The following is a 12,884-nucleotide window of genomic DNA, read 5'->3' as shown; positions in this document are numbered from 1 at the left end:
AAGGGGATGGTTAAATGAATGCGGTTACAATTGTAATAGGATCTATGTGTATTTTAGCGATTGCCTATCGTCTTTATGGCACATTTATGATGGTCAAGGTATTAAAGGTGACAGATGATCATCCTACACCGGCTCACCTACTAGAGGACGGGAAAGATTATGTGCCGACAAACAAATGGGTCACATTTGGGCATCACTTTGCTGCGATTGCAGCTGCTGGTCCGTTAGTGGGTCCGATATTAGCCGCTCAATTTGGGTATTTACCTGGTCTCCTTTGGCTTTTAATTGGTGCCGTCATAGGTGGAGCTGTACATGATCTAGTCGTCTTATTTGCGTCGATGCGTAAAAAGGGGAAATCATTATCAGAGGTAGCGAAGGAAGAGCTGGGACCTGTTGCTGGTTTTTGTACAGGGCTTGCGATGCTGTTTATTATTACAATCACAATGGCAGGTTTGTCTATGGTTGTGCTTCATGCTCTTGAACGAAACCCTTGGGGGACATTTGCAGTTGGAATTACGATTCCGATTGCGATGGGGGTTGGTCTGTATTATAAAAAAACAGGCAATTTAAAGCTGGCGACATCTGCGGGATTTATTTTGCTGATGTTTGGTGTATTCCTTGGTCCAAATATTCAAGGAACGGCACTAGGTGATTTTTTAACACTTGATACAAAAACGCTTGCTCTTGCCCTGCCGATCTATGCCTTTTTTGCTGCGGCTCTGCCAGTTTGGCTGCTGCTTGCACCGAGGGACTATTTAAGTAGTTTTATGAAAATTGGTGTATTCATTGCGCTGATTGCCGGCATCTTTGTGGTGAATCCGTCCATTCAATTCCCGGCGTTTACAGAGTTTGTGAACGGAGGAGGACCTGTATTAGCTGGTCCTGTCTGGCCATTTATTTCGATTACCATTGCTTGCGGTGCTATTTCTGGTTTCCACGCATTTGTTGGTTCAGGGACAACACCTAAGATGCTGGACCGCTGGAGTGATATGAAGCCTGTTGCGTTTGGCGCAATGCTGGTCGAATGCTTAGTTGGGATTATGGCTTTAATTGCGGCTACGGCCCTGCATCCAGGAGATTATTTTGCGATAAACAGTACGCCAGAAGTGTTCCGGACACTTGGTATGAGCGTTGAAAACCTTCCGCAGCTGAGTAAGGAAATCGGCCTTGATTTAGAAGGAAGAACGGGTGGTGCCGTAACATTAGCGGTAGGGATGGCGTATATCTTTACGGGAATTCCGTTCTTTAGTCATTTGGCTTCTTACTTCTTCCAGTTCGTCATTATGTTTGAGGCTGTTTTTATTTTAACCGCTATTGATGCGGGGACACGTGTGGCACGCTATTTGATTCAAGACTTCTTAGGTGAAGCATATAAACCGCTTAAACGAACTGACTGGGTACTAGGTTCGGTGTTTGCAAGTGCGCTTGCTTGTTTTATGTGGGGATACTTACTTTACTCAGGTGACATCGGGTCTATTTGGGCGCTGTTTGGGGTTTCAAACCAGTTAATGGCTTCGGTTGGGTTGATCATTGGGGCAACGGTTGTATTAAAAATTGCAGATAAAAGACGTTATATGCTGACTTGTTTAATTCCGCTTGCTTACTTATATGTGACGGTGAATTATGCAGGCTATTGGATGGTAGCGAATGTATATCTCAATCCTGAAGCATCCGGCTATAGTGTGCTAAATGCGGTGCTTTCGATCATCATGCTGATCTTAGGGTTTGTGATTATTGTGTTTGCAATTAAAAAATGGGTTGAAATCTGGCGTGATCCAGCGCTTCGAATGGAAACGCCTATCACTGGCTAAATGAAAAAGGCCGGCTTGCTTTTATAAGCAAACCGGCTTCTTTTATTGCTGCTGAGGCTTTAAGCCTTGCTCTAATGTTTCAAGGATCTCATTTTTTTCGTTTTCTGATGCTTCTTGCCATAGCACCTCAAACAACACGCCAAGACCTGGCAGCATTTTTTCCTCGCCGCTTTGAATAGCATCTAAAATCGTATGTTCAAGCTGCTCTTGATTATGGCCAGTAATGTTTTGAATGACTGCGCCTCTTAAATTAAAATCCATTGCCCACACTCCTTTTTTGATGGTAATAGCCCTATTCTGTCTCAAAGACAGGTTTATTATGTAGTGTGCATGAGATATAATAAATTCATGATAATTAAAGGAGTTAACGTCGCTTGAAATATATAGAATCAGCTAAAAACACAAACATTAAACAGTGGAAAAAGCTCCATACGAAAAAAGAACGAACGAAAACGGGGCTGTTTCTCGTTGAGGGAATACACTTAGTCGAAGAAGCATTAAAGAGCGGGATTGTGAAGGAATTAATGGTCACTTCGCCCGATAGGCTTCCTTCTCATATCCAGCCTGACATTGAGCTTTATGAACTGAGCGAAGAGGCCTTTTCTGCCATGACAGAAACAGAAACGCCTCAGCACATTGCCGCGGTCTGTACAGTTCCTGTTTTTGAAGAAAAGAAGGTTGAACGGCTTCTTTTATTAGACGCAGTGCAGGACCCGGGGAATTTAGGCACACTCATTCGAACAGCAGATGCCGCTGGTCTTGATGCTGTGATCTTAGGAGAAGGAACAGTTGATGCGTTTAACGGAAAAACGCTCCGTTCCGCACAAGGGTCTCATTTCCATCTGCCCATCTTAAAGCAATCCCTTCAACAGGCAATAATCGAACTGAAAGAACGAGGCTTACCTGTATACGGCAGTGCTTTAAAAGATGCGAAAGAGTATAAAAGCGTAACGGCAGAAGGCCCATTTGCATTAATTGTTGGAAATGAGGGAGCTGGTATTGATCCAGAGATTCTGCAAATGACAGACCAAAATTTATATGTACCAATGTATGGGCAGGCAGAATCATTAAATGTAGCTGTTGCAGCAGCTGTTCTTGTCTATCATTTACGTGGATAATGTTGCAACATGCGTTCATTTTCACTATAATAAAACTAATATTTTAAAAACCATGATAGAGGAAGATTGTTTCAAGAAGCAGCCTTATAGGGAGAATGCATCGTAGACTGAAAGTGCATTTAAGGAAAGCTGAAACAGGAATTCACCTCTGGAGTTGTCACCGGGACCGCAGGCATTGCTTTGCGTAAAGGTGAACCGGATTCGTTTGATTCCGTTATGTCAATGAAGCTTATTCGCACATGCATTTGTGCTTAACAAGGGTGGTACCGCGACCACAACTCGTCCCTTCTTTTATGGAGGGACGGGTTTTTTTATTGTCTTCAAACGATCAAACAGCCGTTTATCCGAGCGGTTTTGTATATCAAAAGGAGGATTACACTCATGCAAGAAACGTTAAAACAGCTTGAAACAGAGGCGATAGCGAAGGTTGAAGCAGCTAGCTCGCTCAAAGAGGTCAATGACATTCGGGTTCAATATTTAGGGAAAAAAGGACCGATTACAGAAGTACTTCGCGGAATGGGCAAGCTCTCCGCGGAAGAAAGACCAAAAATGGGTGCACTCGCAAACGAAGTAAGAGAGCAGATTGCTGGTGCCATTGCTGAAAAAAATGAACAGCTTGAAGCAGAAGAAGTAAAGAAAAAACTTGCTTCTCAAACGATCGATGTTACTTTGCCGGCAAGTCCAATCAAAATAGGGGCAAGACATCCATTAACGATAGTTGTCGAAGACATTGAAGATTTATTTATCGGAATGGGCTATACCGTTGAGGAAGGTCCTGAAGTGGAAACGGATTACTATAACTTTGAAGCATTGAATCTTCCAAAGGAGCATCCGGCACGTGATATGCAGGACAGCTTCTATATTACGGAAGATACACTGATGAGAACACAAACATCACCAGTTCAAGCACGTACACTTGAGAAATATAAAGGACAAGGTCCTGTGAAGATCATCTGTCCTGGGAAAGTATATAGACGTGACAGTGATGACGCGACTCATTCACATCAATTTATGCAAATTGAAGGGCTTGTCGTCGATCACAATATTAGCATGAGTGATCTAAAAGGAACGCTGGAGACAGTCGCAAGAAAAATGTTTGGAGAAGATCGTGAAATTAGACTGCGTCCAAGCTTTTTCCCATTCACAGAACCGTCTGTTGAAGTTGATGTGTCTTGCTTTAAATGCGGCGGGAAGGGCTGCTCTGTATGTAAAGGAACAGGCTGGATCGAGATTTTAGGTGCAGGAATGGTTCATCCGAATGTCCTGAAAATGAGCGGATTTGATCCAGAAACTTACCAAGGCTTTGCTTTTGGAATGGGTGTGGAACGGATTGCGATGCTGAAATACGGCATTGATGATATTCGCCATTTCTACACAAATGACATTAGATTCACAAAGCAATTCAAGCAGGACTAAGAGGAGGAAATCAACATGTTTGTTTCATATAAATGGTTAGAAGACTATGTCGATTTAGAAGGCATCAAGCCGGATGAATTAGCAGAAAAAATCACAAGAAGCGGAATTGAAGTGGAAGCCGTTGAATATAAAGGTGAAGGCATCAAAGGGGTTGTCGTTGGACACGTCATTGAACGTGAACAGCATCCGAATGCAGATAAATTAAACAAATGTCTTGTTGATATCGGCGAAGACGCACCGGTGCAAATTATTTGCGGGGCTCCGAATGTGGAGAAAGGACAGCATGTGGCCGTCGCAACAGTTGGTGCAGTCCTTCCTGGCAACTTCAAAATTAAAAAAGCAAAATTGCGCGGTGAAGAGTCTCATGGCATGATTTGTTCTCTGCAAGAATTAGGTGTAGAGAGCAAGCTCGTACCAAAAGAATATGCAGAAGGTATTTTTGTTTTCCCGAATGACGTGAAACCAGGGGATGATGCCCTTCAAGCACTTCAATTAGATGATGCGGTACTTGAGCTTGGCTTAACACCAAACCGTGCCGATGCCCTGAATATGCTAGGTGTCGCTTATGAGGTTGCGGCCATTTTAGGAAGAGACATCAAGCTTCCTGATACAGCACATGACACTTCTTCCGAAAAAGCAGCAGACTATATTTCTGTTAAAATTGAGGATCAAGAAGCGAATCCACTTTATGCAGCAAAGATCATTAAAAATGTAAAGGTTGGACCAGCACCGCTTTGGATGCAAACAAGATTGATGAATGCAGGCATTCGTCCAATTAACAACGTCGTGGATATTACAAATTTTGTACTGCTTGAATACGGCCAGCCGCTTCATGCCTTTGATTATGACCGCTTTGGTTCAAAACAGGTGGTCGTTCGTAAAGCAACTGATAGCGAAATCATTCAAACACTCGATGAACAAGAGCGTACATTGTCATCAAAGCATCTTGTCATTACGAATGGAACGAAAGCGCACGCGGTAGCAGGCGTCATGGGCGGCTTTGAATCAGAGGTGCGTGATGAGACGACGACGATTCTTTTAGAAGCGGCATATTTCAACGGTCAAACAGTCCGTCAAGCATCTAGAGACTTAGGACTTCGCAGTGAATCAAGCACACGATTTGAAAAAGGACTCGATCCGCAGCGTACGAAGCCGGCAGCAGAAAGAGCAGCTCAATTGATCAGCATGTATGCAGGCGGTGAAGTGCTAAGCGGTACAGTTGAGGAAAATCATCTTGAAGCAAGTATGAATGTCATCCACGTATCAACTGAGCGTGTGAACAAGGTGCTTGGAATGAACATTTCAAAAGAAGATATGATTCAGATTTTCAACAAACTAGGCTTCACAGTGGGCGAATCAAATGATGTTCTTGTCGTAACAGTTCCTTCCCGCAGAATGGATATTACGATTGAAGAAGACCTCATTGAAGAAGTCGCAAGATTATACGGCTACGATAATATTCCATCTACACTGCCTGCGACAGCTGGCACGGTTGGCGGTCTCACGCCATACCAAGTGAAGCGCAGAAAGGTAAGACGTTTCTTAGAGGGCGCAGGACTTTCTCAAGCGATTACGTATTCATTGACGAATCAGCATAAGTCCACAGCTTTTGCCCTTCATCCAGCTTATGAAACGAGGCTTTCTCTGCCAATGAGTGAGGAACGCAGTGTGCTGAGACAAAGCCTTTTGCCAAACTTACTTGATTCTGTTGCATATAACTTGGCAAGACAAGCCGATTCATTTGGATTTTATGAAACGGGATCTGTTTTCTTAGCAGAAGCTGAAGGAGCAAAACCAGTGGAAAAAGAACATGTCGCTGGTGCGCTGACAGGCTTATGGCATAAAAATCTTTGGCAGGGTGAGAAAAAAGCCGTCGATTTTTATGTAGCGAAAGGAATTGCTGAAGGATTGTTCGAAAAGCTTGGTGTGTCAGACCAAATCACATATGTTCAAGCAGAGCGTGAGGGTCTTCACCCAGGTCGAACAGCAGATGTTCACTTAAATGGTAAAGTCATTGGCTTTGTTGCCGCACTGCATCCAGTTGTTGAAAAAGAATTGGATTTAAAAGAAACGTATGTGTTCGAGTTTGATTTAACAGATGTGATGACATCTGAAACGAAGGATATGAAATATACAGCGATTCCGAGATTCCCTGCTGTGACAAGAGATATCGCACTTGTTGTCGATCAGCATATCTCAAGCGGACAGCTGGAGCGAGTCATCTATGAAGCAGGTGGTCATCTACTCACAGACCTCTCTGTATTTGATGTGTACGAAGGGGAACATATGGAAGAAGGCAAAAAATCTGTTGCATTCTCTCTTCAATATTTAAACCCTGAACAAACGTTGACTGAGGAAGAAGTCACAGCTGTTCATACAAAAGTATTGAAAGCACTAGAAGATACGTATCAAGCCATCTTACGCGGTTAAAGAAAAAAAGCTAAGGCCTCATGGGCCCTAGCTTTTTTTATAGCATTTTTTTCGCTTTTTGTGTGTTGGCAAAATGCAGCTTTGTAAATTGACGTAAAGCATCTTCACCATGCAGCTTGATGAGCTTGGCGGCGGCCTTGTCTACATGAGGGCCGGCTCCTTTTGGGATGTCAAAGCCTGCAGCCTTTGATAATTTGTCCATTTCAATTAAAAAGGCGTACCTTGCGATAATGGAAGCCGCAGCGACTGACAAATGGATGCCTTCTGCTTTTGTACTAAAATACGTCCGCTCCCGAATGATTTTTTTCCCAGCCAGATGCCTGAAATAAATGCCTGGTTCTGCAAACTGGTCAATCAAAATAGCCTCAGGCTGCTGTCCGCCCAGTTTTTCTAGCACAGAGGTGATGACTTGATTATGAAGCAGTGCCTTCATTTTTCCTTGACTCATGCCCTTTTCCTGCATCGTATTGTACTTTTCATTTCGGAGGACGAGAAGGCTGAACGGAATGGTTTTGATGAGATCCTTGGCAATGTTGATAATTTGCGGGTCCTTTAATCCTTTTGAGTCTTTTACGCCAAGCTCTTTCATTAAAGCAAGCTGGCTGGCATCAACATAGGCCGCACAGACTGTGATCGGTCCGAAATAATCTCCTGTACCTACTTCATCTGAACCGATGACCGACATGGAAGCAATGCCGGGCGGCGGACTGTATTTTGTGACAGCAGGTGCTTTTTGACTTTTCGTATCAGCTGCTTGTAAATGGCTGAATTGACTGGCTTCAGCTTCTGCCCTTTGTCCTTGAAAGAGCACTTTCCCAGATCGATAGGCTGTAATCGTACAGCCAGGGACTTTTGCTTGAAAGAGGGCACCTGGCGGCAAAGTGTCTGTTAAATGGTGCGCATACGCGCTCTTCATCTTTTTGAGGTCTTCTGATGTTGCTTTTAAAACGGATTGGGGCACAGTGGATAACTCCTTTTTACCTTGATATCATTGATTTCTAAAGTGTACCATAACAGGGAAGGGCTCGTCTTTCCATTCAATGTCTAAACATGTTATGATAGAGACTAGGATTCTCGTGGAATGGAGGAGAAACGTTGTCTGACGGCGGTAAAACGAAAACAACAGTTGAGATTTACGGACAGTCCTATACGATCATCGGACAAGAAACGAAGATGCATATGCGACATGTTGCGTCAATTGTTGATGATAAAATGAGAGAAATAAATGAAAAAAATCCATACCTTGATATAAACAAATTAGCTGTACTGACAGCAGTCAATGTCGTCCACGACTACTTGAAATTAAAAGAGCAATACGAAAAATTAGAGATTCAGCTAAAAGAAAAGGAATGAAATTACCGTGATCGATATCATCATTTTGTTTTTGCTTCTTATGGGAACGCTTGTCGGTCTAAAACGCGGGTTTATTCTTCAATTTATTAAATTGATCAGCTTTGTTGTTTCTATCTTAGTGGCTTCCATGTTTTATCAGTCACTTGCACCACAGCTTACGTGGATTCCAGCACCTAATTTTAGCGGCGGTCAACCGCAGCTTGCTTTCTTTAGTGGAAATCTAGAAACAGCTTATTATAATACCATTGCGTTTATCATTCTGTTTATCTTGACCAAAATCCTGCTCGCCATCATTGGCGGATTGCTCACAACCATTGCAAGTATACCTGTGATTAAACAGGTGAACAAACTGCTTGGCGGTGTTTTAGGATTTCTTGAAACCTATTTATTTGTGTTTATTCTATTGTTTGTCGCTGCATTACTACCAGTAGATGCACTGCAGACAATGATGAGCAAATCAATGTTAGCAGATGTGATCGTAAACAACACCCCTTACCTGTCCGGTCTTGTCAAAGACCTATGGTCGACGTATGGAGTTTAAAAACTTCTCCTTTCCTGGAGAAGTTTTTTCTCATTCCATGACAGAAAGTTGTAGGATGAAGGGAAAGTTTGTATATTTATATAGGAAGATGCCAAAGCGGCTGGAGGATGAGAGATGAATAAAAAAGATATTATCAAACTTCTTGAAACAATTGCAGTATATATGGAGCTAAAAGGAGATAACCCTTTTAAAATTTCTGCCTTTCGTAAAGCAGCGGCGGCACTGGAACAAGACGACCGCAGCCTTTCGCAAATAGATGATCTATTAGCATTACCCGGCATTGGAAAAGGAACCTTTGCTGTGATCACAGAGTATATCGAAAAAGGACAATCAGAAACACTCGAACAATTAAAAAAGGAAGTGCCTGAAGGACTTGTTCCGCTCTTAAAATTGCAAGGACTTGGCGGGAAGAAGATTGCTAAGCTTTACCAAGAGCTTGGTGTCCATGATGCACAATCATTAAAAGAAGCATGCGAAGCGGAAAAAGTACAAGCGCTTGCAGGCTTCGGTAAAAAAACCGAAGAAAAGATACTCGCCGCTCTTGAGGAGGCTGGAAAACAGCCAGAACGACTGCCAATTGGCTTTGCATTAGATGTGGCAGAGCGGATTGATCATGCGCTTGAACAGATGAAGGGGATTCTTCGTTTTTCAAGAGCTGGCAGTTTAAGACGTGCACGGGAAACAGTCAAAGATTTAGATTATATCATCGCGACTGACAATCCTGAACAAGTCAGAGAGCAGCTCGTTGCACTTCAAGATGTCAAAGACGTCATCGCAAGCGGTGATACGAAGGTATCTGTCATTCTTGCCCTTGATTTTGAGATCAGTGTAGATTTCCGGCTTGTGACAACAGACCAATTTGCAACAACGCTGCATCATTTCACTGGCTCAAAAGACCACAATATTCGAATGCGTCAGCTGGCGAAGGAACGCGGAGAGCGTATTAGTGAATATGGTGTGGAAACAATTGAAACTGGAGAAGTAAAAACGTTCGAAGACGAGGCCGCTTTTTATGCGCATTTTCAACTTCCGCTCATTCCGCCAGAAATTCGTGAAACCGGAGCGGAGATTGATACGTATAAAGAAAGTATGCAATTTGTCGAGCTAAAAGATATTAAAGGCGACCTTCATATGCACTCAACTTGGAGTGACGGCGCATTTTCTATTCGTGAAATGGCAGAGGCATGTATCGCAAAAGGCTATGAATACATGGCGATTACAGATCACTCGCAATATTTAAAAGTAGCAAACGGTTTAACAAAAGAACGTTTACGTCTGCAAGCAAAAGAAATTGACAAGCTCAATCAAGAATTCGAGCATTTTCACATTTTCAAAGGGGTCGAAATAGATATTCTCCCGGATGGATCATTAGATTATGATGATGACTTTTTAGCAGACATGGATTTTGTGATTGCGTCTATCCATTCTAGCTTTTCTCAGCCGGAGGAAGTCATCATGGAGCGCCTTGAAAATGCCCTGCGGAATCAGCATGTAGATTTAATTGCACATCCAACAGGCCGTTTGATCGGCAGACGAGACGGCTATGCCTTAAATATAGATCAGCTCATAGAGCTTGCGAAGAAAACGGGAACTGCACTAGAGCTCAACAGCAACCCGTCAAGACTTGATTTGAAAACAGAGCATTTAATGAAAGCAAACGAAGCAGGTGTGAACATCATGATCAATACAGATGCGCACAATATCACCATGCTGGATCATATGGAAGTTGGTGTAACAGCTGCAAGAAAAGGCTGGACACCAAAAGCAAATGTCGTGAATACTTTTTCTCTAAACGAGATCAAAAAGTTTTTAACGCGTGACAGGTAGTCGTTAGGAGGCTGGACCATGCTGCAACAAAAAGTGTTAGCATCATTAGAATTTCATAAAGTAAAAGAAAAAGTCATGTCCTATACCGCATCCTCATTAGGAAAAGAAAGAGCGCAGGATTTAACGCCGCTGACGGATATAGAAACCATTCAGCATTTGCTTGAAGAGGTAGCAGAAGCACAGGATGTCATCCGTTTAAAGGGATCTGCGCCATTTGGCGGGCTGACGGATATTAGACGCGGGGTCAAACGGGCAGAAATCGGCAGTACATTAAGCCCATCTGAGCTCATGGAAATTGCAGCGCTATTATACACTGCGAAAAATATGAAGCACTTTCTCACGTCCCTGTATGAAGATGGTGTAGATATACCGCGCCTTCATACATATGCAGAGACGCTGATATTACTGCCTGAAGTCAGAAAAGAAATCGAAAGCTGTATCGGTGATAATGGAGAAGTGCTTGATCATGCAACTCCGGCGCTACGAACAATACGTACGCAATTACGTTCATTAGAATCAAAAGTTCGAGATAAATTAGAATCCATGATTCGTTCACAATCTGCTTCAAAAATGCTGTCAGACACGATTGTTACCATTCGTAATGACCGGTTTGTGATTCCGGTAAAGCAGGAGTACCGCTCGAATTACGGCGGAATTGTTCACGATCAGTCATCATCTGGGGCAACCCTTTTTATCGAGCCGCAAGTGGTCGTGGATTTAAATAACACTTTGCAGCAAACCCGTTTAAAAGAAAAACAAGAGGTCGAAAAGATCCTGCAAATGCTGACAGCGAGCGTGTCAGAACACATTGAAGAACTGCTTCACAATGTAAAGGAGCTTCAAACGCTAGATTTTATTTTTGCTAAAGCCAAGTATGCAAAGGCAGAAAAAGCCACAAAGCCTGCTGTGAACGATCAAGGGGAGATTTATTTAAAACGGGCAAGACATCCTTTATTGCCTCGTGATCAGGTTGTGGCAAATGACATTGAACTCGGCAAAGATTTTTCAACCATCGTCATTACTGGTCCAAATACAGGGGGTAAGACCGTTACCTTGAAAACGCTTGGTCTTTTGACGCTGATGACGCAGGCAGGCCTTCATATTCCAGTTGAAGAAGGCTCGGAAGTAGCTGTATTCGACCAAGTCTTTGCTGATATTGGAGATGAACAGTCCATTGAGCAAAGCTTGAGTACGTTCTCATCTCATATGGTCAATATTGTGGATATCTTAAAGAATTTGACATCTAACTCACTCGTGTTATTTGATGAATTAGGGGCAGGAACAGACCCTGCTGAAGGTGCCGCGCTGGCCATGAGTATCTTAGACGAGGTGCATCAAACAAATGCACGCGTCATCGCAACAACTCACTATCCTGAGCTGAAGGCTTACGGATATAACCGAGAAGGTGTCACAAATGCGAGCGTGGAGTTTGACATTGAAACCTTATCACCAACGTACCGATTGCTCATCGGTGTGCCTGGACGAAGTAATGCATTTGAAATTTCTAAACGTCTTGGTTTGCCAGATCACCTCATTGACCGGGCAAAAGCGGATATGCATGCTGAGCATAATGAAGTAGACCAAATGATTGCTTCATTAGAAGACAGCAAGAAACAAGCAGAAGAAGAGCTGCATGAGACAGAAGTCTATAGAAAAGAAGCAGAAAAACTTCATAAAGAATTGCAGAGACAAATTCTTGAATGGAATGAGCAAAAGGACAAACTGCTTGAAGAAGCTGAACAAAAAGCGGCAGAAAAAATTGAACAAGCCTCAAAAGAAGCAGAAGACATCATTCAAGAGCTTCGTTCGATAAAAAATGAGCATCGCTCATTCAAAGAGCATGAACTCATCGATGCGAGAAAGCGTCTTGAAGATGCAGTGCCTGAGTTTGACCGGAAGAAAAAGCCAGAGCCGGTGAAAAAAGCAGCAAGACAGCTAAAATCAGGCGACGAAGTGAAAGTGCTCACATTCGGGCAAAAAGGAACGCTGCTTGAACAAACAGGTGACAAAGAATGGAGTGTCCAAATGGGCATTCTGAAAATGAAAGTAAAAGAAAAAGACATGGAATTTATCAAATCGGCACCTGAATTTAAGCAGGAGAAAGCCATTACGGCAGTCAAAGGAAAAGATTATCATGTATCGCTTGAGCTCGACTTAAGGGGAGAGCGTTATGAAAATGCCTTAAGCAGAGTCGAGAAATATTTAGATGATGCTGTCTTAGCTGGTTATCCGCGTGTGTCGATCATTCACGGAAAAGGAACTGGCGCCCTTAGAAAAGGGGTTCAGGAATTACTGAAACAGCACCGAAGTGTGAAAAATGCTCGTTTTGGGGAACAAGGCGAGGGAGGATCAGGCGTTACCATCGTCGAATTAAAGTAAAAAGGAGAA

10 protein-coding genes are annotated in these 12,884 nt (G+C 43.0%); 8 read left to right on the top strand and 2 right to left on the bottom strand.

What is annotated here, in order from left to right:
- The first annotated feature begins 14 nt into the window (after positions 1-14).
- The gene (gene cstA / locus NST59_RS13110; RefSeq protein ID WP_228280367.1) at positions 15-1,811 is read left to right on the top strand and encodes a carbon starvation CstA family protein; all 1,797 of its coding nucleotides are present in this window, start codon (positions 15-17) and stop codon (positions 1,809-1,811) included.
- A 42-nt stretch (positions 1,812-1,853) separates the two neighbouring features.
- On the opposite strand, the gene sspI is transcribed toward cstA, so the two are convergent.
- Positions 1,854-2,072: a small acid-soluble spore protein SspI gene (gene sspI / locus NST59_RS13105; protein WP_129193005.1), complete on the bottom strand. Its 219-nt coding sequence runs from the start codon at positions 2,070-2,072 to the stop codon at positions 1,854-1,856.
- Positions 2,073-2,185: 113 nt separating this feature from the next.
- Here sspI and NST59_RS13100 point away from each other — a divergent pair, with 113 nt between their 5' ends.
- From NST59_RS13100 to pheT, 3 genes are all read left to right on the top strand, one after another.
- On the top strand, positions 2,186-2,929 hold the full coding sequence (locus NST59_RS13100) for a TrmH family RNA methyltransferase (RefSeq protein WP_144491329.1): 744 nt from the start codon (positions 2,186-2,188) through the stop codon (positions 2,927-2,929).
- Between the two features lie 381 nt (positions 2,930-3,310).
- The gene (pheS, locus tag NST59_RS13095; protein WP_047202641.1) at positions 3,311-4,345 is read left to right on the top strand and encodes a phenylalanine--tRNA ligase subunit alpha; all 1,035 of its coding nucleotides are present in this window, start codon (positions 3,311-3,313) and stop codon (positions 4,343-4,345) included.
- A 15-nt stretch (positions 4,346-4,360) separates the two neighbouring features.
- The gene (pheT, locus tag NST59_RS13090; RefSeq protein WP_268464409.1) at positions 4,361-6,775 is read left to right on the top strand and encodes a phenylalanine--tRNA ligase subunit beta; all 2,415 of its coding nucleotides are present in this window, start codon (positions 4,361-4,363) and stop codon (positions 6,773-6,775) included.
- A 37-nt stretch (positions 6,776-6,812) separates the two neighbouring features.
- On the opposite strand, the gene rnhC is transcribed toward pheT, so the two are convergent.
- Entirely contained in the window at positions 6,813-7,736 is a 924-nt protein-coding gene (gene rnhC, locus NST59_RS13085) for a ribonuclease HIII (protein WP_041115042.1), read from the bottom strand.
- A 134-nt stretch (positions 7,737-7,870) separates the two neighbouring features.
- Here rnhC and zapA point away from each other — a divergent pair, with 134 nt between their 5' ends.
- From zapA to NST59_RS13065, 4 genes are all read left to right on the top strand, one after another.
- Positions 7,871-8,128 (top strand): cell division protein ZapA, encoded by a 258-nt coding sequence (zapA, locus tag NST59_RS13080; RefSeq protein WP_012010831.1) that lies wholly within the window; start codon positions 7,871-7,873, stop codon positions 8,126-8,128.
- 7 nt (positions 8,129-8,135) lie between these two features.
- Positions 8,136-8,669: a CvpA family protein gene (locus tag NST59_RS13075; RefSeq protein WP_024423226.1), complete on the top strand. Its 534-nt coding sequence runs from the start codon at positions 8,136-8,138 to the stop codon at positions 8,667-8,669.
- Positions 8,670-8,783: 114 nt separating this feature from the next.
- Positions 8,784-10,496, top strand: coding sequence for a DNA polymerase/3'-5' exonuclease PolX (gene polX, locus NST59_RS13070; protein WP_327842242.1), 1,713 nt, complete (start codon positions 8,784-8,786; stop codon positions 10,494-10,496).
- Between the two features lie 21 nt (positions 10,497-10,517).
- Positions 10,518-12,875, top strand: coding sequence for an endonuclease MutS2 (locus NST59_RS13065; protein ID WP_126681703.1), 2,358 nt, complete (start codon positions 10,518-10,520; stop codon positions 12,873-12,875).
- The last annotated feature ends 9 nt before the right edge of the window (positions 12,876-12,884 follow it).

This window comes from Bacillus sp. FSL R5-0439, from assembly GCF_038008805.1.
In the GTDB taxonomy this organism is placed as follows: Bacteria; Bacillota; Bacilli; order Bacillales; family Bacillaceae; genus Bacillus; species Bacillus safensis.
Note: the sequence above shows the minus strand (reverse complement) of the source record. Positions and strands in the feature narration are given on the sequence as shown.

Excerpts from the sequence above, each read along its gene's own strand:
- sspI (WP_129193005.1), bottom strand. The coding sequence starts at position 2,072 with ATGGATTTTAATTTAAGAGGCGCAGTCATTCAAAACATTACTGGCCAT.
- polX (WP_327842242.1), top strand. The coding sequence starts at position 8,784 with ATGAATAAAAAAGATATTATCAAACTTCTTGAAACAATTGCAGTATAT.
- pheT (WP_268464409.1), top strand. The coding sequence starts at position 4,361 with ATGTTTGTTTCATATAAATGGTTAGAAGACTATGTCGATTTAGAAGGC.
- pheS (WP_047202641.1), top strand. The coding sequence starts at position 3,311 with ATGCAAGAAACGTTAAAACAGCTTGAAACAGAGGCGATAGCGAAGGTT.
- cstA (WP_228280367.1), top strand. The coding sequence starts at position 15 with ATGAATGCGGTTACAATTGTAATAGGATCTATGTGTATTTTAGCGATT.